The sequence below is a fragment of the Colwellia hornerae genome, from assembly GCF_007954355.1.
Taxonomy (GTDB): domain Bacteria; phylum Pseudomonadota; class Gammaproteobacteria; order Enterobacterales; family Alteromonadaceae; genus Colwellia_A; species Colwellia_A hornerae.
Genome location: NZ_VOLR01000002.1, coordinates 18,902 through 42,548 on the forward strand (window position 1 = coordinate 18,902; position 23,647 = coordinate 42,548).

General features: G+C 38.5%; 21 protein-coding genes. 11 read left to right on the forward strand and 10 right to left on the reverse strand.

Annotated elements, in window-relative coordinates; translation table 11 throughout:
- Window positions 1-63: 63 nt before the first annotated feature.
- The 8 genes from ESZ26_RS01240 to ESZ26_RS01275 form a co-directional block, all read right to left on the reverse strand.
- Window positions 64-903 (reverse strand): hypothetical protein, encoded by an 840-nt coding sequence (locus ESZ26_RS01240; protein ID WP_146797548.1) that lies wholly within the window; start codon window positions 901-903, stop codon window positions 64-66.
- 9 nt (window positions 904-912) lie between these two features.
- Complete coding sequence (locus ESZ26_RS01245; RefSeq protein WP_146797545.1) at window positions 913-1,083, reverse strand: DUF2986 domain-containing protein; 171 nt, start codon at window positions 1,081-1,083, stop codon at window positions 913-915.
- A gap of 72 nt (window positions 1,084-1,155) precedes the next feature.
- Entirely contained in the window at window positions 1,156-1,425 is a 270-nt protein-coding gene (locus ESZ26_RS01250) for a DUF5062 family protein (protein WP_070376721.1), read from the reverse strand.
- A gap of 70 nt (window positions 1,426-1,495) precedes the next feature.
- On the reverse strand, window positions 1,496-2,062 hold the full coding sequence (locus tag ESZ26_RS01255; RefSeq protein ID WP_146797543.1) for a DUF3087 family protein: 567 nt from the start codon (window positions 2,060-2,062) through the stop codon (window positions 1,496-1,498).
- 80 nt (window positions 2,063-2,142) lie between these two features.
- Window positions 2,143-4,092, reverse strand: coding sequence for an exodeoxyribonuclease V subunit alpha (recD, locus tag ESZ26_RS01260; protein WP_146797539.1), 1,950 nt, complete (start codon window positions 4,090-4,092; stop codon window positions 2,143-2,145).
- Between the two features lie 4 nt (window positions 4,093-4,096).
- Window positions 4,097-7,663 (reverse strand): exodeoxyribonuclease V subunit beta, encoded by a 3,567-nt coding sequence (gene recB / locus ESZ26_RS01265; protein ID WP_146797536.1) that lies wholly within the window; start codon window positions 7,661-7,663, stop codon window positions 4,097-4,099.
- Complete coding sequence (gene recC / locus ESZ26_RS01270; RefSeq protein WP_190278371.1) at window positions 7,660-11,121, reverse strand: exodeoxyribonuclease V subunit gamma; 3,462 nt, start codon at window positions 11,119-11,121, stop codon at window positions 7,660-7,662. The genes recB and recC overlap by 4 nt, the downstream gene beginning before the upstream one ends.
- Before the next feature lie 101 nt (window positions 11,122-11,222).
- Window positions 11,223-11,576 carry a hypothetical protein gene (locus tag ESZ26_RS01275; protein WP_146797530.1) on the reverse strand — a complete coding sequence of 118 codons (354 nt, stop codon included), beginning with the start codon at window positions 11,574-11,576 and terminating at the stop codon, window positions 11,223-11,225.
- 253 nt (window positions 11,577-11,829) lie between these two features.
- Between ESZ26_RS01275 and ESZ26_RS01280 the strand changes: the two genes are divergently transcribed.
- Window positions 11,830-12,864: a M14 family metallopeptidase gene (locus ESZ26_RS01280; RefSeq protein ID WP_146797527.1), complete on the forward strand. Its 1,035-nt coding sequence runs from the start codon at window positions 11,830-11,832 to the stop codon at window positions 12,862-12,864.
- 113 nt (window positions 12,865-12,977) lie between these two features.
- Here ESZ26_RS01280 and ESZ26_RS01285 read toward each other — a convergent pair whose 3' ends face one another.
- Both ESZ26_RS01285 and ESZ26_RS01290 read right to left on the reverse strand, forming a co-directional pair.
- Entirely contained in the window at window positions 12,978-13,598 is a 621-nt protein-coding gene (locus ESZ26_RS01285) for a LysE family translocator (RefSeq protein ID WP_146797637.1), read from the reverse strand.
- A 54-nt stretch (window positions 13,599-13,652) separates the two neighbouring features.
- A complete protein-coding gene (locus tag ESZ26_RS01290; protein WP_146797524.1) occupies window positions 13,653-14,141 on the reverse strand; it encodes a hypothetical protein in 489 nt (162 codons plus the stop codon).
- A 252-nt stretch (window positions 14,142-14,393) separates the two neighbouring features.
- Between ESZ26_RS01290 and ccoN the strand changes: the two genes are divergently transcribed.
- The 10 genes from ccoN to uspE all read left to right on the forward strand — a co-directional run bounded on the left by ccoN (window position 14,394) and on the right by uspE (window position 23,545).
- On the forward strand, window positions 14,394-15,818 hold the full coding sequence (gene ccoN, locus ESZ26_RS01295) for a cytochrome-c oxidase, cbb3-type subunit I (RefSeq protein WP_146797521.1): 1,425 nt from the start codon (window positions 14,394-14,396) through the stop codon (window positions 15,816-15,818).
- A gap of 10 nt (window positions 15,819-15,828) precedes the next feature.
- Window positions 15,829-16,473 carry a cytochrome-c oxidase, cbb3-type subunit II gene (ccoO, locus tag ESZ26_RS01300; protein ID WP_146797517.1) on the forward strand — a complete coding sequence of 215 codons (645 nt, stop codon included), beginning with the start codon at window positions 15,829-15,831 and terminating at the stop codon, window positions 16,471-16,473.
- Entirely contained in the window at window positions 16,473-16,673 is a 201-nt protein-coding gene (locus ESZ26_RS01305; protein WP_395880524.1) for a cbb3-type cytochrome oxidase subunit 3, read from the forward strand. Before ccoO ends, ESZ26_RS01305 begins: the two co-directional genes overlap by 1 nt.
- A complete protein-coding gene (gene ccoP, locus ESZ26_RS01310) occupies window positions 16,666-17,631 on the forward strand; it encodes a cytochrome-c oxidase, cbb3-type subunit III (RefSeq protein WP_146797515.1) in 966 nt (321 codons plus the stop codon). Before ESZ26_RS01305 ends, ccoP begins: the two co-directional genes overlap by 8 nt.
- A 161-nt stretch (window positions 17,632-17,792) precedes the next feature.
- Window positions 17,793-18,287 carry a FixH family protein gene (locus ESZ26_RS01315; protein WP_146797512.1) on the forward strand — a complete coding sequence of 165 codons (495 nt, stop codon included), beginning with the start codon at window positions 17,793-17,795 and terminating at the stop codon, window positions 18,285-18,287.
- A gap of 88 nt (window positions 18,288-18,375) precedes the next feature.
- The gene (locus ESZ26_RS01320; RefSeq protein WP_146797509.1) at window positions 18,376-20,784 is read left to right on the forward strand and encodes a heavy metal translocating P-type ATPase; all 2,409 of its coding nucleotides are present in this window, start codon (window positions 18,376-18,378) and stop codon (window positions 20,782-20,784) included.
- 28 nt (window positions 20,785-20,812) lie between these two features.
- Entirely contained in the window at window positions 20,813-21,025 is a 213-nt protein-coding gene (gene ccoS / locus ESZ26_RS01325) for a cbb3-type cytochrome oxidase assembly protein CcoS (protein WP_146797506.1), read from the forward strand.
- A gap of 5 nt (window positions 21,026-21,030) precedes the next feature.
- Window positions 21,031-21,708 (forward strand): sulfite exporter TauE/SafE family protein, encoded by a 678-nt coding sequence (locus ESZ26_RS01330; RefSeq protein ID WP_146797502.1) that lies wholly within the window; start codon window positions 21,031-21,033, stop codon window positions 21,706-21,708.
- Between the two features lie 39 nt (window positions 21,709-21,747).
- Complete coding sequence (gene fnr, locus ESZ26_RS01335) at window positions 21,748-22,467, forward strand: fumarate/nitrate reduction transcriptional regulator Fnr (protein ID WP_146797499.1); 720 nt, start codon at window positions 21,748-21,750, stop codon at window positions 22,465-22,467.
- 151 nt (window positions 22,468-22,618) lie between these two features.
- Complete coding sequence (gene uspE / locus ESZ26_RS01340) at window positions 22,619-23,545, forward strand: universal stress protein UspE (protein ID WP_146797497.1); 927 nt, start codon at window positions 22,619-22,621, stop codon at window positions 23,543-23,545.
- The last annotated feature ends 102 nt before the right edge of the window (window positions 23,546-23,647 follow it).

Genomic DNA, 23,647 nt, shown 5'->3' on the forward strand with positions numbered 1-23,647 from the left:
TTATTTAATAAATCATGGATTTAGTAAAAATAGATCATTTTATTTTCAATAAGCATATCTTGATCAAAGTAAAGACAGTAAAACGGGATCCGTAGAGTTTTTGATTGTGTTCGATAAGGCATGATAGGAAAGCGAAAATTGTTTTCGTAAATGTGATTTTAAATGAGGTTTTACCGCGTTAGGTTTTATCGCTTTCAATAAGCAAAATAGCGCTAAAGCATGTAATGTTTCATTCTCGGGGAGTGCCGACTGACGGTTTGCATTAGGATTATTACACGAACCACAACCGCCTTTAAACTGATAAGCGGTGTTACTAAATATAACACCAAAGCCCATAAAACAAGCTATAACATCAACGGCTTGTGGAATAAATTCTTTCCCGCCTGGTGGTAAACTTGTTTGTTGAACAATCAGTATATTAGCAAGGTTTTGAACAATGGATGAAATAAGGTCTTGTGGCTGATTAACTTGACTTTCGCCGTAAGAAAGCATGATTGGCTGTTGCTGGAGCTTTGCTGTGTCTTCTTCATTTAGTTTAGCAAAAGGGGTGTTTTCACCACGGCAATGGTCGACCATATTAAACGGTGGTATGGCTATTTGTTGACTACCCGCAAAAAATTGCTCTGGTGTGATCAGTATAATTGGCCACTGCTGCATACCGGCATAGGCGGTGGTTTGCTTAAAAATACTCAGCGCCATTTCATGGACACTATTCACGCTCCCTTGATAAAATTGATTATTAGGTAGCACAAGCTGACTATTACTTTTAAATTCTAAAACATCAAAATGTGTGATCGCCCACGAAAAAGTATCGAGGATCCATTGATGACTATCTTCATCAATCACATCACTCACCTCAATTTGACTAGCTGGTTTTATGATATTTAATAGTTTAGCTAACATAACTAATAATTACTCAGTAAGGTGCGGTTCATCAGTTGTCTGAACAGTCGCTGCTGTTTCTTCTAAAAGTACTCGATCAGCTTTTGAGACATAGCGTGGCTTATTGCTGGTATGCAATTTAGCATTGGCTTTTTTTAACTTACTTTTTAACGCGGCATTTATTTTTTTCTTACGATTCATTGTATTTTTCTATAGTCAAATTTATAAAGCGTTATGTAAACGCACATTACCTACCATCAAGATAGGCGTTTATTACTTAAGTAACGGATGATCTTCAGGTAATTGCTTTGCTATCCACATCGCTAATCTGTGCTTCATACTGAGCAAGTCTTCACCGTCAGCGGGTGATGCTTGAATAAGCTTGTCGTTAACTAATAAGCGATATAAGCTTTCAACCTTATCTTTTGAAGCATTCGTGGCAGAAAAACCGTTATAACCTCGGTTCATCGCATATTTTTCACCAACTTCAATCGCTTTTTTTAATAAAGCAGTTTCATTTTTTAATTTTTTAGGTTTTTTCATTTTGCTTCTTTTATTGTGGCTTCATATCAAAGTAACAGGCATGTAATTTATTGCCATCAAGGTCGAATCATTATTTATAGTTCGAAAGTAACACTTTGGTAAACTGCTCGGTAGTAATTTCTTTGCCATTTTCAGCGATTAATTGCTCAAGAGCGACAATATTAGCCTCTAATGACGACATAGTCAGCGTATTGTCATCTAATAAATAAAGCTGTTTTAGGCTAGCATAATAAAATTTCAAAATGATTAAGGCCTTTTCATCGCCATCAACACTCGCCTTTTTAATTTTTTTCAAACGACGATAGATAATATTTTGGATTTGCTTTAATTGCCAAACATAATAAATTTCATTAAAAAAATGGCTGTTTTTTAATTGTTGTAGTATCCCAGCACACGCTAATAATGACAGAATAACGCCTAAAAAGTTATAACGAAAGTTACTGGTTTGCTGTCCCGACTCCATCGCAGTATTAAGACTCGCTTGGCTAATACTATCAAGCGCTAAGGGCTCTGCAAATAACGCAATCAATATAGTACCAAAGGCAATGGCAAGTATTGCTAAGGTGATAATAAAACCAATAATCACTTGATTAAGCTTACTGCGATAAGTCTTTTTATCGATGTCTTTTAACGTCATGCTACAACTTATTTATAGGGTTACTAAAATTAAAGCGTTATTCTAACGCAATTTCTTTAAGGAAACCCTATTCTATGGCTTTATTTTTTATAAAGATCGACACCTGAATAGCGCGTTGTTTTAGTCATGACACCCTGGCGCCAAACATTGGCTAAAGTCGCGATACTCAGTTTTTGTTTAGCACGGGTAATAGCGGTGTACATTAATTCCCTAGAGAGTAATTTATTATCGGTTTGCTCAGGTAATACCATCACGACATGTTCGAATTCACTGCCTTGGGTTTTATGAATAGTCATCGCATAAACAGTTTCATGTTGCGGTAAACGCGCAGGATTCACCCATTTATATTCATTATTTGCTTGCTCAAAAACAGCCATTAAATGGCCCGCTTCATTTTTCCACAATAAACCGATATCCCCGTTGTATAAACCTAATGAATAATTATTAACATTGATCATGATAGGTTGCCCGCAATAGCGAGTCTCAAAAGCATTAATGTCGCCGCGTTTAATGAGTATATTTTGCACGTGTTCATTTAACGACTCAACCCCTTGCTCGCCAACTCGGGTTGCGCATAAGATACGAAACTTTTGTAATTGTTTAAAAGCAGCAGACACTGTTTTTTGCGCGAAAATAGGCGCGTAATACTCACTGACAAATGCAGGTAACCAAGAACTGGCTTTGCCTTCGAGTAAGCATAAGGTGTTATCAGACTTAGTCACGTTTTGGTGGTTATTGTCTATGACTGGTTTTTCCGTTAATAATTGCCAACTTTCGCTAAAGTGGCCATTAATAACATGGCTCGCTATTTTCCCAATCCCGCCTTCACCATCAAAACGTCTACTTTTATCAAGAAAAACCACGTGATCTGCCGCGAGCGTCAAAGCCGATGATTTCGATGGCTTTTGCCATTGAGGCAGATTTGAACACTCGCTGACTTGGCTTAGATATTGCTGATTTTCAGGGCTGTAGCCACGATGTGGTTTTGGCGCTAAATCGTTAAGTACGCTACCAGCAGCAACAGATGGCAATTGGTCCGCATCGCCTAATAGTATGATTTGGCAACGGCTGGGCAAGGCTCGAAAAACCCTGACCATTAACGCGAGATCGACCATTGACACTTCATCAATTAACAGTACGTCAATATTAAGTAAATTGTCCTGGTGGTGGCGAAAATTAACACTATTAGGAATAACACCTAATAGTCGATGCAGCGTTTGTGCCTCCTGCGGTATTTTTGATAAAACTGCTGCGCTTATTTGTCCTGTAAACCCTAGTAAAGCATTGGTGACTGATTCAGATAAACGCTGAGCCGCCTTACCCGTTGGCGCGACCAAAGCTATTTTTAAGTCTCCATTGAGCTTTTTATTCGAGCTTGAACTTGAGTTCAACATCACCAAAGCAGCTAACAGCTTAGTCACCGTATAGGTTTTACCGGTACCTGGCCCACCGGCAATAATACTAAATTTCTTATTAATGGCATTCGCTACCGCAACTTTTTGCCAATCAATTTCATCTTTATCATCTGCTGACAGTTGTGCTGGAAAGAGTGCTGCTAAGCAGTTTTTAATATCAAGAGCTTCAAATATTTGAACATTTGCATCCTTGGCTTGAGCACTTTTTGCTGAAATGAAAGTCAGTAACTCTTGCTCAAAATGGTAATAACGACGCAAGTACACGTTATTTTCATAAAAAACAATAGCGTGATTATCATCCGGTTTAATAAACAGCTGTTCACATAAGCTGACTAACTGTGGTTGCTCGGCAAAGGTAAAACCGTTATGAGTAACAATACCTTGTTTATCGCAACTGTAACCAAAGCGCGTACTCGCGATAGTGGCTAAAGGTAAACAACTATGGCCTGCCCTAAGGCTTTCACTGAGGGCGATAAGTAAATGAAAAAACTGTTGGTCACTATTATTATGCTTGTCTAAGCTTTGTTGAATTTCTTTTGCAAAAAAGTAATCAACTGCTTCAATATTATTAAGCTGCTGTTGAGCATGATTGAACTGCTTATATAACGCTGGCATATGATTATTCGTCCCCTAAAAACAATTGGTCAAGTGCGGCAAGTTCTTGCGCCTCGATTTTTCGATAGTAGACGCCACAGTTTTTATGTTGTTCATCATCAGTCATACCGCGTAAATATAAATAGTAAGTGCCGCCAAAATGCTGTTCTACATCATAATTATCTAAGCTGTAACTTAAGTAACGGTGCAAGGCTAATGCATAAATCAGGTATTGTAAGTCATAGTGATTTTTTTCGATATTCTCTTTCATTGCTTGCTGGTTATAATCACTGAAATCATTGCCTAAATGGCTCGACTTATAATCACAAATATAATATTTATTATTATGCTCAAAAATCAAATCAATAAAGCCGTGCATCATACCTTTTAATTGCTGGTATGCCGGTAAGCGAACAATTGATTGCTGTGTTGACTGACTGTGCATATTACGATGTTTTGATAATATCTGAGTTAATTTATCGGTACTCGCTGAGCGCATTGGATAATAAAACTCACTTTCTCGCAGTGTTTTTCCCTGCTGTAAATCAGCTAAGCTAAAGGGCTCGCTATTATCAATCGCTAATGCGCTATCACCCAAGGGTGAATTAATTATTTGCGCTAGCCAGCACTGCAAATCTTCAGCTTGGTAACCCGCGGTTAATGCTCCATATTTTTGCAAGGGCCAATGCATAGCTTGTTGCCAGTCGGGCGCATTAAAATCGGTATGTTCTAAGATATCATGCAATAAATTACCGGTATGAGCGCCTTTTGCTAAATTAAAACGTAATAAACTACTCGCTTGCATCGCGCTAGACTGAAGGTCAGTCATACTATTTTTTTCGAGTGGGTTATCACGATCAGGCGAAGATACTCCGCCGTGACGTAAATTTCGACTTAAGGCTGAAAATGAACTTAGCCACCAATCGCGTTCTATTTTTCCGTTAAAATGGGCAACTTGACCGGTTTTGTCGCTAGCTTCAGTTAATGGTGCTTGTTGAGCAATAAGCTCACTGGCGTTTGCTAATGTTGATAGGGTCACTAAACTGATATTGTTAGGTTCATCATTGACCAGTTGGCGTAAGTTTTCTTCAATATTTTGCTGACTTTGCCATTTTAGCGCCCTGCCCAGTGGCGAATGCTCGGTTTTATCAAAAGCGGTTGTTAAGATATAACAACGTTTTTCTGCTCGAGTTACCGCAACATATAATAACCGAATAGCTTCGGCATAAGCTTCATTGGCCATTGAGGCTTTAGCATGTTCAGAGCCATCTAAACTTAATTTTAGCTGGTGGTTTTTATCATGATACTCAATAAAGGTCACCGAGCTTGCACCGAATTTAAGCGGGTCTTTATGACGGGTAGCAAAAGGCACAAACACCACCGGATATTCTAAACCTTTTGAGCCATGCTGGGTGATTATACGTATTAAATTATCATCACTTTCTAAACGCAACTCGGCTTCAATTTCAGGGTCGTCCACCCGACTTTGTTGCTCAAGCCAATAGAGTAATTCTTGTGGTTGACGGTGGCGTTGACTGGCCGTTTGCAATATTTCAAATAAATGCAATAAATTGGTTAAAATACGATCTTGGTTTTCATCGGCGATACAAAAATGATCATGCATTAATTTTAATGCCATCGAAATAAAACCTTTATACAACCATTCGTTACGCAGTTGCTCAAAATCAAATTTCAATGCTTGCCAAGCAAGTTCGTTTTCTTGTAATTTACGGTATTTTTCAGGATGATAGTCGAGTAAGTCACAGGCAATGGCAGCACTGAAGTAGCGTTCATTTTCAACGAACAAGATCCCTCTTAGCAGCTGTATCAACTGCTCTGTTTGCTCACTTTTCATTAAGTTAGCGCGATTACTCATAAAGACTGAGGCTAAATTAGCCTGTTCTAATGCTTGTTTTATATCGCGTGCTTCAGCGCCATCACGCACTAAAATAGCAATATCTTTTGAGCTTAATTTATCGTTATTTTCGTCAGCTGGTGCATTGAGTAAATTGATAATTTCATTGGCACACCAAGTAGCCATTACCGGGCGGAAACTTTGGGCAACCGATTTTTTAGCTTCTTCATCAACAAAGTGCACAAATTGTAAGGCGTTATCGGTAATTGCTTTATATTTAGCAAGCGCTGGCGGTGAAGCTCTTACCGGAATATAAGGAATATCGTAACCAAACACCCGACTATTTCCTTGGCTAGCATCAGTTTTATCGGTGATCGCTTCGCCGTAAAATAAGCGGTTATAGCCGGCGATCATTGCTGGTGTTGAGCGCCAATTGGTATCCATTAACCACTGTTGATCACAATCTTTTCGGGCAGATAAATATGCAAAAACATCGCCACCTCGAAAACCATAGATGGCTTGTTTAGGGTCGCCTATCATGTACAAAGCCGCCGTACTTTGATGATAATATATGGCTTCTAATATCGAGAATTGTAAGGGATCGGTATCTTGAAATTCATCAACTAACGCCACCGGATATTGTTCGAATAGTGTTTGAGCTAGGGCTTGTGCGTTACTGTTTTTCGCTTGTAAGCAAGTGGCCAAGGTTGAAATAAGATCGTCAAAGCTTAAAATGTTGGCGATGCTCTTTTGTTCAGTAATGTTGGCGCGTATTTGATAAATACCTTCGCGGACAATAACCAGTGCTTTGGCTTTTTCAATCTTTTTAGCCAGTGACTTCAATTCTTCTTTAACCATTTTTACCGGTTCAAATACCGCTAACAGTTCTATTTTACCCACCGAGCGCGCGTAACGCTTACCATCAATAAAACCATCTGGCATTTTTTCATTAGCAACACTCAGTTTTTCTGCAAGGCGATGTAACCATTGTATTAAGGCATCAAGCTCTTGCTGGCGTTTTTCACGCTCACTGCCTTTTTTAACATCGATAAGATATTGCGTAAGCAGTGGTACGTTGTTTTCGAGGTTATAAACCGCTTGCTGTACTAATTCGGTAAATAACTGTTCTATTTCATCAACATTGACGACATCAAGCGCATTATGTTTACCAATGGCTTTGGAGAATTGACTGAGAAAGTTTAATGGGTTTGGCCAAAACTGCATCACTTGCTTAAAGTGTTCTGGACTATTTTTTGCCAACACTCGATACCAATCTTGGCAAGCTTGTAGTACTAGATCTTGACAATTGGTTTCCATTTGCGCATTAAAAGCCACACCACTCGCAAAGGCATGTTGGCTTAAGACCCGCTTACAAAAACCATGTATGGTTAATATCGCCGCTTCATCTAAATATAACAGTGCTTGGCGCAAGCGTATTTTTGCTGATTTTTCATCAATGTGCTGACTTATCGCGTTAAAAAATTCATCGCTGACAATTAACTCGTCCCAGTGGTTAAGCGCTTGGCGAATAAAACTGTCGATACGGCCACGTAGCTCCTCGGTCGCATCTTTGGTAAAAGTCATCACCAGTATTTGTTCAACGGGCAATTGCTTTTCGAGTAATAACCGTAAGTATAAACGAGTGATATTAAAAGTTTTACCGGTACCGGCACTGGCTTCAATTAAGTGTTTACCCTGCAATGGGATCTGGTGAGCAATCAGATTATTGATCTTCATTTTATTTGCTCCTGAGCTTGCCACATCGGTTGATAAAGTTTGGTGAATGTTGATTGGTGCTCTGAAAATTCAGGACATTGCTGCCAAAAATAATGCATGTAAGGGTCTTGTCCTAAGGGTTTTACCACACTAAGCATACCGCCACTGTCAGACCATAGTTTTTCAAAACTATTTTGCGAAAAGGCTTTAGCTTTAAAGAATTTCTCAATTAATTCAGTATTAAGCAGTAAAGCTTGCTGTTGCCCTTTAAGATAAGTCTCAACAATAAAAGCTAATTGTGCTTGGGCATTGTCTATTTTACTAAAACGATATTGTGTCGGTTTTTGATTCTTAGTATCAAAATAAAAACCTTTAGTGACCTTCACTTGCGCAAGCATGTTCTGCTCTTCGGTTAAGTGAGTCGCATTTAAGCTCGCCGTATTTTCTTGCCAGCACTGCATAATAATTTGATGGAGATAAAGGCCAAACAAGTCTTTGCCTTTTGCCGACGAGCTGCGATAGAACATTAAGCAATCCGCTTGCACCGGAAAATTAGCACTGAGGGTAAAGTGGCTGTTATCGCTAAGCGCCACATCAAGCTCGGTATTAATAAACGTGATAGCTAAGCTGTCGGTGGTTAATTGACTTTGAATAAATTCACTAAAGGTTTCACTGTCTTCACGCCAGCGCTCTAGACTGTCATGGGTACTGGGTAAATCAGGAAAAACGCCACTCACCCCAGCCGCACTTACCGCAGAGCAAATTTCATCTTCGCTGCTACCAACAAGATAAAGTGCTAACAGTTGCTGACGTAATAAATAACTTTGTAAGAAATTTTCACTAAATGGTTCTGTATCATCAAGTTGCGTTTCGCGGTTTTCAAAAAACAACTGTAAATGTTGTTGAGCAAAGGCTTTTGCTGGGTGCTGAAAAAAGCGGATCAGTTGATTGATATCGACGACTTGCGGCTCGTCATCCGTAGTGGTGGCAAGTGGTAATAGTAAAGCATTGCTTTGTTGCGCCTTTTTAGCCGCTTTAAGTTTCAGCCAATTAGGGTCAAAACTTTTCAGTTGCCCGAAGTAGTTATGCTCGCTAAATGCTTGCATCGGTAATTGTTTAATATCTGAAGATCGATCACCATTACCGTTTTCTTCATTGCCAATCTCACTATTATGTAACTGCCAGCCATAACCTGCTTCCAAATACTCCATCAATTCTTTCAGGACAACCGACGGCTGCTTTTCATTATTATTACGAATATTACGGCCTTGATAGCTTAAATATAATGACTGTCGCGCCGATATAATAGCTTCTAAAAACAAGTATCTGTCGTCACCACGGCGCGATCTGTCACCCAATTCGCTTTTACTACTCGCCATAAGATCAAAGCCCAGCGGTTGACGCTGTCGTGGAAATTCGCCATCGTTCAGGCCTAAAATAGCAATCACTTTAAAGGGAATACTGCGCATCGGTAACATCGAGCAAAAGGTTATTTGCCCAACCATAAATTGCCGACCGGGATCGGGCTGACTAAAATGATTTGTCAGAAAGTCACGCACCACACTCAAACTTATATTGGGCTGGTAATTGGCATGTTGACAGTATTCGGCTAAAGCACCAATCGCTTGGTCAATAACGTTAAAGGCCGTTTCATCAGTCACTTCAAAGAGACTATTTAACATCGTTAATAAAAATTGTTGCCACTGACTCGCTGATTTTTCTTGGCCGAGATGTTGGGAAAAATGTTGTAATTGCTCAATAATCAACATTAACTTACCCAGTAAAATGGCATCGTTACCCTCGACATCGGGTAAATACAATTGTTCATCGACATACATTGGGCTGTCAGAAAAAGCAAAGCCGCGCATTAACCGCGACAAACCTTGTTGCCAAGTAAAAGCATTATTAACGTCGATGCTATGCAAAACTTGTTGTTTATGTTGCTGGTCAACCCCCCAATGCACACAAGCTTGTTCAAGCCAAGCTGACATTTTGTCTAGCTCTTCAAGACTGATTGAAAATTTATTTTGCATGGCCGGTAAACGTAACATGCCAATTATTTGAGAAACTTGAAAACGACTATCAGGTAAACTCAGTAATTGGGTAAAAGCGGCAACCACTGGTTCTGCATCTTTGCTGACTCGGTCAGCAATAGAGCAAGGTAGTGGTGGAATTTTATCCGCGATGTCTTGCCAACCTCGGGCAAATACAGCGCTAACGTAAGGGGCGTATTGCTCAACTTGTGGGCACATCACTAACACATCTTTGGGAGTTAAGGTTTTATCATCATTAAACTGATGCAATAACCAATCGTGCAAGCCTTGTACTTCACGTAATGCACTGTGTGCGCTGGCAAAGACAATCGAGTTGTCTTGCTGATTTTTAGCGGTGCTTCTTTGGTCGGTTAAGGTTAAAATATCTTGTTGAACTTGATGTAAAACCGATATATTTTCAGCTTCATCACTTTGCTCAACTGCATCAAAAACGTCAATATTGACCGTTGAATAATCGTTAAGCAAAGCCATAAACTCACGGCCCTGCTGACCTAAATTAGCCAACAAGGGGTTACCAACATTGACAGTAATATCATTGTGCCCAACGACCCATTTTGAGAGTAAATTAATGGCTTGTTTTTCTGATTGTATGTCGCCCCAATAATCGAAACAGGGATTAAGGTGGAAAAAATGTACGTCAAGATGTGCACTTATCGCTTCAATAAACGACAACCACATTGGTGCCATCGCATTAATACCAAAAAAGGATAAGCGTGGTGGCAATAAATGTTTTTTGCTGACAATATTTTCAATGGCTTTATTAACTAACTCAAGTGGATTATAACTTTGCTCTTGGGTTAACAATTGCCATAGCTTTGCTTGCCATTGTTCAACGGCTAACACTTGCTCTTTGCCTGCAAAACTTGGACTGGTTTTTCCTTGATGCCAATCATTAATCCACTGCGGCCTAAAAATCAAATATTGCTCATATAAATCGGCTAATTGACAGGCGAGTTGATAACGTTTTAAGGTTTGCTGTTCGGTAAATATTGATGGGTTGTCTTGCTTTATGGTCACTGAATCGGCATCAGTGTTATCTGCGGGATGATCTTCGTCAATAGTTGCCCCTAACCAGTATTGGCTGGCACTGGAAAAATCGGGGTCTTGTATAACCACAGCACTACCGAGTAGCTCATCTATTCGCCATGAAAGTACTTCACGAGAAAACGGCGATTGCTCGGGGACATCTTCATCACTGGCCATACTTCTGACCAGTTTCCATAAAAACTGCGATGGTAAGGCGTAACTGATATTCATACTAATGCCGCGTTGTTGGGCTAACGACATATTAAGCCAATGCTGCATACCGGCATTTTGCACAACGATCATTTCTTGGCTGAAGATAGGAAGTGGTGAAACCTGTTGGATTTTATCGAGCAGTGCTAATAAATTTTCCATTTTATTAGCGGGATAAAGATAGAACAATATGAAGCCCTTAGATACAATATTTTCTGGCTAAATTTAAGCATAACAATACTGATAAAGCTATAGAAATCAGTATTGTTATTGTCCTGAAATAGCTTTTTTTATTTAATAAAGTCTAATTGTCTTTGAAAATATTCACCTAAAAAAGGCACTAAATATTTTTTGCCTAACACGGCATAATAAATAGCCACCAGCCAAATAATAAAGACAAGAATACTGACTGCCCAACCAATAAGTGGAATAAAAGACAATAGCGTAAATGTTAAGGCCAGCCCTAAAGATTGTTTTAAATGAAAGGTCGAGAAACTTGAACGATTACCGCTATAAAGCACTATCGCGATACACCAACCAATGACCGTAAAATAACTAATCACCGCAACAAATTTTACCATGTCGAAATTCGATTTACTCGGTATATGAAATTGTCCCATAGCCAAATACTCAAATGAAGTCATAAGTTAAGGTTAGTTGAAAAAGACTCTTTCAACAAACGCATTACCGAGTCACTTTTTAGTGCTTGCCTTAAATAAGTACCTTTAGTAAAAAATAATTCAAGCTTTTTTCATCATTATTGACCCTAATCAACAAAGACTTACCCCAAGTTGTGGCATGCTAATTTATCGAACCGCTTTCGATAGATATTTTACTGATAAAGTATCTATTTATTCATGACTACCACTTTAACAAACAGGATATTGGGCATAGCTAATGGATATAGATTTTGACGAAATCACTTATTTAAAAAATCCAGATTCTCTTGTACTGAAAGCCGATTACATACAGTTTTTAATGACGCTAACCGGCCCTACAGTCATTGATATTACCGGCAGTGATCAGGGTAAATGTCGTGTATTTACCACTTTATTACATGGTAATGAACCTTCAGGGTTAATTGCCATGCATCGTTGGTTAACGGCTAATGAGCAATTACCTGTGCCAACCACCAATGTCCGCTTTATTATTTGCTCGGTGGAGGCAGCTAATATTTCGCCATTGTTCAGTCGGCGTTATCTAGATGGTGGCAAAGATATTAATCGCTGTTTTTCTGGCGATAAAATTGCTGATTGTGGTTTTTGCCAGCGAGCCTTATTGATAGAGCAAGCGATAAAAGAGGTTAATCCCGAATTTCTCGTTGACTTGCATAATTGTGCAGGGTCTGGGCCGGCCTTTGCTGTAACACCGATGATAACCCCTGAGGTATTATCAATAACGTCTTATTTTTGCCAGACCCTTATATTATCGGGTTTGCAATTGGGGGCGTTAATGGAAAGAAGGTTTGATTGTCCGATGATCACGGTAAAATGTGGCGGCAGTAACGACGAACAGTCACATCATGTTGCTTACCAAGGTTTAAAACAATTAACTTTAAATAAACAAGCTAAAAACTTTCAGCAAAATAGAGCGGTTGATATTATTTATCGGCCATTACGTTTGGAGTTAAAACCGCACACCTGTTTAACTTATGGCGACCACGACGAGGGGGTTACCGGTGTTTGTATAAAATCAAATATTGAGCAGTTAAACTTTGGTATTTCTAGAAAAGATCAGATGCTAGGTTGGCTCGATGACAAAGGACTTGATAATTTTGTCCTTATTGATGAGCATGGCAATGATGTCATCCGTGATCATTTTAGCTGTCGTAAAAACATTTTAACCTGTGCCGTTGATTTACGTATCTTTATGGCAACCAACAATGAAAGTATCGCCTTAAACGATTGCTTATTTTATGTGGTAAAAGTTTAGTGGACTGTCAAGTGGCTAAAGGTCAATGGTTTCGGCGTTGAGCGATAAATACAAACACTCTATTAAATCTTTGAGGTTAGCTCAAGAATCACTAGAATCGTGTTTGACTAGCGTTAACTCAGCGCTAACCACACACCTACCGCGGCCATAAGTGTTCCTGCTATGCGATTCATCAGTTTGACGTTATCGCCCTTAGAAAGAAATATTCTCAGCGTTTTACCACCACTTGCATATAACATCATGCAAGTGAATTCTGAAACCATGATCACGCAAACTAACACGATTAACTGTGGTGTTATCGCTAATTCAGTATTAATAAACGGTGGTAAAAGTGAAACCATAAATGCCCATCCCTTAGGGTTTGAAATAGCGGTAAACAGACCTTGATTAAATAAAGTAAGTCGACCTATATTAACCGGCTCTTGAGAACTGCTCAGCGACATTCGTCCCTTTGACAACCACATTTGTATACCTACATAAGCCAAATAGGCTCCACCCACATACTTGACTACAGCGAAGACACCGGGATATTTAAGCATAATTGAAGCAACACCAACAACGGCTGCAATAGCGACCGCAGCAACGCCAATGAGTTCTCCTAGCATCATCCACAACGTTCTTTTTACACCAATACTCATACCAAGCGTCAGCGCCAACGTCATACACATTCCAGGGGTAATACTGACAAAGAAAAATGTTGGTATAAAAATAACTAAGGTGGTGTAATCAATCATCATGGTAACTATATGGGTAAAAGGAGGCGTAGCTTAGCAGAAGATATAATTAAACTAAAAGCGACTCGACTGAAAATCTATAAAAAAACTAGTTTGTTGTTTATCATCATTAGCTGATGTTTTTTCTACAGTTAACCATAACCGCCACGTCATATTATCTGCAGAGCAACTGCCTAACATTGTTTGTGCAACAAAACCATTGTGCTTACTGTTAACTGTTTCATTAAAAAATAACGGTATCTTGCCCATAAACATCGTTTTTCCTTCCATATAACCAGCCACGCTATATGAATTTTCAGGGCGAGAGTTATTGCGGGATAAATGATCTTTTTTAAATTCAACCCGTACATTAAAGGGCAACTCAGTTAGCACTTTGTCGACATTAAACTTAACGAACATTGTGCCAAATGTGGTGTTAACCTCACAAGTGCTTTGTGAAGTTAAGCACTTAAATGGCTGACTCGCTTGTTGAGATTTTTTGTCAGCGTCACAACCGGCAATACTGGCTAAAAAAAAAGCGACAAATAGTGTTTTATAAAGCAAATTTTTAATGGAAAATACTCTCTTTGATGCATTATGTACATTATTCGTACTAAGCAATAAAATATTATTGATCTACAACAATATTCACATATATTTTAATGACTTTTCGTTGCAAAATTATTATTATATACAGGAGATTTTTTATCGCTAGGTGAAATTTATATTTTCAACTACAACTTAGCACCAGCACTTAATTTTTTAAGTGATAAAAAATCGTTTTACGTTAATAAATATAACAGCGGAAACCATAACATGTCTCAGAGTAATGCGTCATCAGTAGACTACAACTTTGATGTTGTACGTCAATTTACTGTCATGACAGTAATATGGGGAATCTTCGGTACACTTGTTGGTGTTCTAATTGCGGCTCAATTAATTTGGCCTGCGTTGAATTTCGAAACACCTTGGTTGACTTACTCCCGTCTTCGTCCACTTCACACTAATGCTGTTATCTTTGCATTTGGTACAAGTGCCTTATTTGCTAGTTCTTATTATGTTGTACAGCGCACCTGTAAAACAACATTATTTGGTGGCAAACTTGCTTCATTTACCTTTTGGGGCTGGCAAGCCGTTATTGTCCTTGCCGCAATCACGCTGCCAATGGGTTATACCTCAAGTAAAGAATATGCCGAACTAGAATGGCCAATTGATATTTTAATTGCTGTTGTATGGATAAGTTACGCTATTGTTTTCTTTGGCACGCTCGTTAAACGTAAAACATCGCATATTTATGTTGCTAACTGGTTTTTCGGTGGTTTTATTCTTACAGTTGCGGTATTACACATTGGTAATTCAATGGTAATTCCTGTTTCTATGATGAAGTCTTATTCGATATACTCAGGTGCTATCGATGCGATGATGCAGTGGTGGTATGGACATAACGCCGTTGGTTTCCTACTAACCGCAGGTTTCTTAGGGATGATGTATTACTTCGTACCTAAACAAGCTGAACGTCCGGTTTATTCTTATCGTTTATCTATAGTGCATTTTTGGGCGTTAGTTTCATTGTACATTTGGGCTGGTCCACATCACTTACATTATACTGCGTTGCCTGATTGGGCTCAGTCTGTAGGTATGGTAATGTCTATCGTGTTATTTCTGCCTTCTTGGGGTGGTATGATTAACGGTATTATGACCCTTTCTGGCGCATGGCATAAACTTCGCCATGACCCTATTCTTCGCTTTCTTATTGTTTCATTGTCGTTCTACGGTATGTCTACCTTTGAAGGTCCAATGATGGCAATTAAATCTGTAAATGCACTTTCTCATTATACAGATTGGACTATCGGACATGTTCATTCAGGTGCTTTAGGCTGGGTTGCTATGGTTTCAATTGGTGCTATGTATCACTTAATTCCAGTGTTATTTAATCAAGGCCGTATGTATAGCATTAGGTTAATCAATGTACATTTTTGGTTACACACCTCAGGTATCGTTTTATACATAGTTGCTATGTGGATTTCAGGTGTTATGCAAGGGTTAATGTGGAGAGCTGTTAACACTGATGGCACCTTAACTTACAGCTTTGTTGAAAGTTTAACCGCATCATACCCATTTTACTTTATCCGTTTCGTTGGTGGTGTATTGGTTGTTGCTGGTTTCTTATTGATGGCTTACAACATGTTCAAAACTATCTATGCTAAAGACAACAGTCTTAAGCCCGTTGCCATAGATTAGGAGACTGACGATGAAAAATAAACATGAAAAATTTGAAACAAATGTTGGTTTGTTTGCTATTTTTACTATTCTCGCGATAAGTATTGGCGGCTTAGTTGAAATAACACCGTTGTTTTTTCAAAAAGCAACGACAACGCCTGTTGACAACCTCAGACCTTATACCGCTTTAGAGATGGAAGGTCGTGATATTTATATCCGTGAAGGTTGTAATGTTTGTCATAGTCAAATGATACGTCCTTTTCGCGCTGAAACAGAGCGATACGGTCACTATTCTGTAGCTGGCGAAGGCGTATGGGAACATCCTTTTTTATGGGGTTCTAAACGTACAGGGCCTGATTTAGCCCGTGTTGGTGGTCGTTATAGTGACGATTGGCATCGTGCGCATTTACTTGACCCTCGTTCAGTGGTTCCAGAGTCAAACATGCCTTCATTTAGCTGGTTGGATGAAAACAAGCTAGACGGCGAATTAACCGAGAAGAAATTAGCTACTTTTAATTTCTTAACGCGTAATCGCAGCCATAAAGATGAACAAGGTAATCGTATCCCGTTATATTCAGCAGCAGACTTAGCCGGTGCTAAAGATGCTGTTAAAGATAAAACGGAAATGGAAGCTCTTATTGCTTATTTGCAATCTCTCGGTCATGCGTTGAAATAATGATGATGGATTATGGCACCCTCAGAGGGTTAATAGCTTTATTAATATTGGCACTATTTATTATTATTGTGGTTTGGTCTTATTCTAAAAAGCGTAAAAGCGCTTTTGATGAAGCTGCAAACTCTATCTTCGAAGAAGATAAAGAACAGACTGAACTTAATGACGTGAATGGCAAACAGGAGACTAATAAAAATGTCTAGCTTCTGGAATATATGGGTTTGGGTTCTGACCCTTGGAACTTTAGTCGGTTGTTTTTTACTACTACGCTATTGTTTAAAGAACTTTGCGGGTGTTCCTGAAGGTGAGTCAATGGGACACACTTTTGATGGCATCGAAGAGTTAAATAATCCTCTACCCCAATGGTGGAGTACATTTTTCTTACTCACTATCATCTGGGCTTTTGGGTATTTAGCCCTCTATGGTTTAGGCAATTGGACTGGTTTTATTGGTTGGAAAAGCTCTAACCAAGGAATTTTGAATCTTGCTGAGTCAAAAGCACAAATAATTGCTGCCAAAGAAAATGGCTATTTAGTGCAATACGATCGAGAAATTGAAGCCGCTGATATAAAATACGGTCCAATTTTTGATGCCTATGCTGCACGTACCATTGAAGACTTAGCCACTGATGAAGAAGCGTTAAAAGTAGGTCAACGCCTATATTTACAAAATTGTTCTCAGTGTCATGGCTCAAATGCAAGTGGTACCACAGGCTTCCCTAACCTAACCGATAAAGACTGGTTATATGGCGGAGACCCAGAATCAATTAAACATACCCTTTTATATGGTCGTAATGCTAATGGTATGATCGCTTGGGGCGCTGCATTAGGTGGTGATCAAGGCGTTAAAGATGTTACCGCTTATGTATTGAGTTTGAGTGGTCGTGAAGTTGATGTTGCAAGTGCTGCTGCTGGTAAAGAAAAGTTCGCTCTGTGCGCAAGTTGCCATGGTGCTGACGGCAAAGGTAGTTTAGCAATGGGTATTCCTTTAGGAGCACCTAACTTAACCGACAACATTTGGTTGTATGGCGCTTCTCCACGTGCTGTTGAGTCATCGATTAAAAATGGTCGAGCAGGTGTTATGCCCGCATGGAAAGATATTTTAGGTGAACAAAAAATACATGTAGTTAGTGCATATGTTTACAGTTTATCGCAAAAATAGTTCAGGTAATTTGTCCTGAAATAAAAGCCTTGCCGTTTAATTACCGCAAGGCTTTTTTATATCTTTGATACCACAAAAGTTGCTAGATTAGTGGTTTTTTAATAGTTCCTGTTCGAAAAAAGTCGTATAATATGCGCACTTTTATCGACTGAACTTTTAACATGAAAACATCTTGGTATAAAGAGCCTTGGGCTTGGTTCGTTTTTATTCTCCCCGCTACAGCAGTTGTTGCTGGTATTGCGACTTATTTTATTGCCAACCATAATCCTGACCCGTTAGTCGTTGGTGATTATTATAAAAAAGGTAAAGCGATTAACTTAGAAGTTTCTAAAGTAAAACTTGCCCAAAAATTAGGGATGCGCTTTGCATTAAAACTGGTTAATAACGAATTAGTTATCAAACCGACCGGTATTGATAAAGTATTTCCTGTGTTAAACCTTAATTTTTATCACCCGACTCTTGCTGAAAGAGATTTCTATTTAGCACTCACGGCTGATGGTAATGGTTATTTTAGGCATACCTTTGATGAACCGGTAAAAGGGAAGTGGCGCTTAACCATAACTCCTTTTGAAAATCACTGGAAAATTCAGAATACCATCACCTTACCCCAAAGTGAGTTTATCGATATTATTCCTAATGTTAGAGAAGCTAACTAAGCGCCAATAGTCACTATTGCTTAGGTGTTGGTTACATCACCTAAGCAATAATCCTACAAAACATCCGTTATTTGCTTGGCCTCAATATATGAAAACACCTTGTTATCACTGCGGTGAAACTATCCCTAATGGGCTAAACTTATCGCTAAAAATTGAGCAAACTCTGCAGCCAATGTGCTGTATTGGGTGTCAAAGTGTTGCTCAAGCCATTATTGATAACGGCTTGGGTGAATATTATCGCTTTAGAACCGCCCCCGCACAAAAAGGCGAACAACTCATCCCTGAGCAATTGCAACGTAATAAATTGCTTGACGATGAAGGCTTACAAAGTGAATTTGCCTATAAAACGGATGATTATAACGAAACCATTCTAACCGTTGACGGTATAAGTTGTGCGGCTTGTGCTTGGCTTATCGAAATGCAACTTATTAAGATAAACGGTTTAATTAAAATTAATGTTAATGCTACTACCCAACGTGCAACCATTCGATGGGATAATACTCAGGTGCAACTTAGCCAACTTATTAATCATATTGCCAATATTGGTTACCAAGCGCTTCCCTTCAAAGCGAGTACCGCAGAACAACTTAATAAAACTCAAAGTAATAATTATATAAAACGCTTAGGTATCTCTGGCATTTTAATGATGCAAGTCATGATGATAGCATTTGGTCTGTACTTTGGCGCTTTTTCAGGTATGGATGAGTACAACTTAATCTACTTACGTTATGCGAGCTTGTTTTTAACGCTACCCATAGTTACTTATGGCGCCTTACCTTTTTATAAAGGTGCCATTAATGCTTTAAAAGCTAAGCGTTTATCAATGGATGTTCCGGTTGCTATTGCCATTTCACTGGCTTTTTCAGCCAGTGCTTGGGCAACGATTACTCAGCAAGGTGAGGTCTATTTCGAATCAGTGTCAATGTTTACCTTTTTACTACTCATTGGTAAGTTTTTAGAATTTAGAGCACGCAGCCGCGCTGCCGAAGTTTCCGCTAATTTACTCAAATTAATGCCAATGACAGCAACAAAACTCATTGATGAAAACGGCATAAAAAAAGAGCTACTGCTACCTGCTAAAAAACTTTGTCCTCTTGATATCGTCTTAATAAAACCAGGTGAAGTTGTTCCAGCAGATGGCACCATTATTTCGGGCAATAGCCAACTCAACGAAGCGATGCTATCGGGTGAGCAGTTACCATTAAATAAATCTGTCGGCGATACGGTCTTTGCTGGCACTATAAATGGTGACGGTAATATCAACGTTGAGGTTAAACAAGCCACTGAACATTCTTTTTTAAGTCAGCTGATCAGATTAAGTGAATCGTCTCAGGCGCACAAACCCAAATTAGCGAAATTATCAGATAAAATAGCCCAATATTTTGTCGCGGTTATTTTGTTAACCGCCATAGGTACAGCTTTCTATTGGCAACAACATTTACCTGAAGAAGCTTTTTGGATCACCTTATCGGTGTTAGTTGCGACCTGCCCCTGCGCTTTGTCACTGGCAACCCCAACCGCGTTAACCTGTGCAACAACCCGCTTAAATCGTGAAGGTATCATGATAAAATCGGCACATGTTATGGAAACCTTACCGAAATTAACCACCATTGCCTTTGATAAAACAGGTACCTTAACTTCAGGTGATTTTTCTATTAATGAAATAAAACACTTTAATAATGAAAAGATTAATTATAGTAAGCAGCAGGTTTTATCTATAGCAGCAGCGCTCGAATCATATTCAGAACACCCCTTAGCAAAACCGTTTAAAGCATTTCGGGATTATTCCTATCTTACTGAAGCCGTTGAAATTAAATCAGGTGCGGGCATTCAAGGTAAAATAAACGGTAAGATTTTTCAAATAGGTAAGCCTAATTGGTTACTTAGCGAATCAGAAATGTTGCCAGAATTTGCGACGGCTTCATGTCTATTACTAGCCGATAACATCTTAGTGGCGGCTTTCTACTTAAGCGATGAAATTCGTGATGATGCTAAAATACTGCTAAATGATTTAAAGAAAAGTAATATTTATACCATCATGCTATCGGGCGATAACCCAGCTGGCTGTGAAAAGGTCCAAGCGTCATTAAATTTAAATGAAGTACATAGCGCTTTAACCGCGACAAATAAAATGGCGGTAATAAAAAACCAACCTAAAATATCAACGGTTGCTATGGTAGGCGATGGCGTAAATGATACCCCCGTATTCGGCGCAGCTCATGTGTCCATTGCCATGGGCAGTGGCACCGATATAGCTAAAAGTGGTGCTGATGTTATTTTACTTAATAATCGTTTAAAGTCGATAACAACACTAAGGCGGGTCGCCAATAAAACCCGTCGCATTATTTGGCAAAATTATTTTTGGGCATTTGGTTATAATGCCATCGTATTGCCTCTTGCTGTTTCAGGCTTCATAACCCCCTATATGGCGGTTATAGGCATGTCAGCGAGCTCGATATTGGTTATCACTAATTCATTACGTTTATTAAAAAAGTAAACGGCAACCTAAATAGAGCATAAAGACCATGAGCATTATTTATATTTTGATCCCTATTGCGATAATACTTACCTCTATCGCTATATATCTATTTTTCTGGGCAGTAAAAACTGAACAGTTTGATGATTTAGAAAAACAAGGCATGAGTATCTTGTTCGATGATAATGAAAAAATTGTCACTAAAGATGCCACTGAAACTAACAGCCCAAAAACAGCTAAAAATAATACGGGTAGTAAATAACGGCTATGTTAAGTATTGATTATTTATCGGCATTCATTATTGGTTTGTTAGGCTCTGGGCACTGTATCGGTATGTGTGGTGGTATAACCACGATGTTAACATCAGCTATTTCACCACAACAAAAAGGCAGTGACAAATTTAAACTGGTCAGTGCTTATCATGTTGGTCGAATTTTTACTTATAGTTTAATTGGTGCAATCGTTGGATTTAGTAGTTCTATTGCAATAAAAAGTATTGGCGTTCCGTTAGGTTTTTTACGCTTGTTCGCCGCAGTATTTTTAATTTTATTGGGCTTATATCTAGGCCAATGGTTAATGTGGCTATCAAAAGTTGAAAAAATAGGTAAATTCCTTTGGCGCTATCTATCCCCGTTGAGCAAAAGATTTATTCCCATTAATAACGCTAAACAAGCTTTAGCATTAGGTGCGATCTGGGGATGGTTACCTTGCGGTTTAGTCTACTCAACCTTAACCTGGTCATTAGCCAGTGGAAATGCCCTAAGTGGCGCCCTTATAATGACCAGCTTTGGTTTAGGTACCTTACCGGCATTATTAAGTATTTCATTAGGTTCTTTCGGTATAAAGTCTTTGTTAACAAACATTAAATTTAAAAAAATAATGGCTTTAATGATAATTTTATACGGAATATACAGTTTAATGTTTGCATATCAGCAATTGTTTTAATATGATCTATATCATCGAAGATAACTCACTTAGGTTAATATGTATAAAAAGCCATGTTCTACATCTCAACATATCCATTGTCAAAATTGTAGTATCAGCGAGCTGTGTTTACCGTTTTCTTTAAATGATAAAGAACTGGATACACTAGACAGTATTATTGACCGAAAACGCCCTATCCATAAAGGTGAACAAATTTTCCAAGATGGCGATAAAATGCAAGCTTTGTACGCAATACGCTCTGGAACATTCAAAACATTTACGGTAAATGAACAAGGTGAAGAACAAATTACTGGTTTTCATTTAGCGGGAGATTTATTAGGTTTTGATGCTATTGCTGAGTCAGAGCACCCTAGTTTCGCCAAAGCTTTAGAAACATCTATGGTCTGTGAGATACCTTACAATACCCTAGATTCATTATCGAATACCATGCCTAAGTTAAAGAAACAAATTCTTCGCATGATGAGCTCAGAAATACGTTCAGACCAAGAAATGTTAACACTACTTAATCGCAAAAATGCCGAACAACGCTTAGCGACTTTTATTTCAACATTGGCGAGTCGTTACCATGCCCGTGGCATGTCATTGACAGACTTTCGCCTAACAATGACTCGCAGTGACATTGGTAATTATATTGGTTTAACGGTTGAAACTATCAGTAGATTATTAAATCGTTTCCAAAAAAATGAATTAATTACGGTAGACGGAAAACTGATCACTATTATTAATATGGATAAACTTAACGAGTGTGCTTCATTGTAGTTTATCGCTTTTATAAAAAAATTATGAAAAAATGCTTAACATTAATAATGTTAAGCATTTTTTTTATTGAAATATTATGATTTAAAGCAAATAATATTTGCTAGTTATGGTCTATTATTAATATTATTTAATAAGTTAGGGAGTAAATGTTATGGATAAGTATAAAAAAATATTAGCGGTTATTGATCCAACCACTGAAAATCAAAAAGCATTAAAACGTGCGATTGAGTTAGCACGTCATAGTGGCGGACAGATCACGGCATTTTTAACCATTTATGATTTATCTTATGAAATGACCACCATGCTTTCAGGCTCAGAACGAGAAGCAATGCGTCAATCGGTCATTAATGATCGCCAACAATGGTTAGAAGAAAAAATTGCCGAAACCGATCACGGTAATATGACCATAGACATTTGTATTATTTGGCATAACCGTCCGTTTGAAAAAATCATCAAAAAAGTAATGGCTGAAAACTTTGATATTGTCATCAAAGGTACCCATCAACATGATAAACTCAAATCGGTTATTTTTACCCCAACAGATTGGCATATTTTAAGAAAATGCCCGTGCCCAGTATTACTGGTTAAAGACCATAGCTGGCCAAACAATGGTAATTTACTTACCGCGCTCAATATCGGTAGTGATGATGAGGATCACAAAGCATTAAATAATAAATTAACCCAAGAATCAATGCTGCTTTCTTCACTCATTAAAGCCAATGTTCATTTAGTCAATTCTTACCCAGGTACACCGGTGAATATTGCCATTGAAATCCCAGAGTTCAATGCCTGTGAATATAACGATACTATGTTTAATCATCACAAAAGTGCTATGCATGATCATGCGAATAGCTTTAATATCCCCCTTGAAAACACCCATGTTAAAGAAGGTTTACCTGAAGATGTCATTCAAAGTATATCTAAGTACATTGATGCTGAATTAGTTGTTTTAGGTACTATTGGTCGTACTGGGATTTCAGCGGCACTTATTGGCAACACCGCAGAGCATGTCATTGATCGTCTTAACTGTGATGTATTAGCGATTAAACCCGATGGTTACGTATCTCCATTGGCCTAATGACCAAGGCATTAGTGCCACTTGCTTAATATTTAAATATCTATTAAAAAGCCAAGGATTTTCTTGGCTTTTTGCTATACTACGCGCCGTAAAATTGATCTT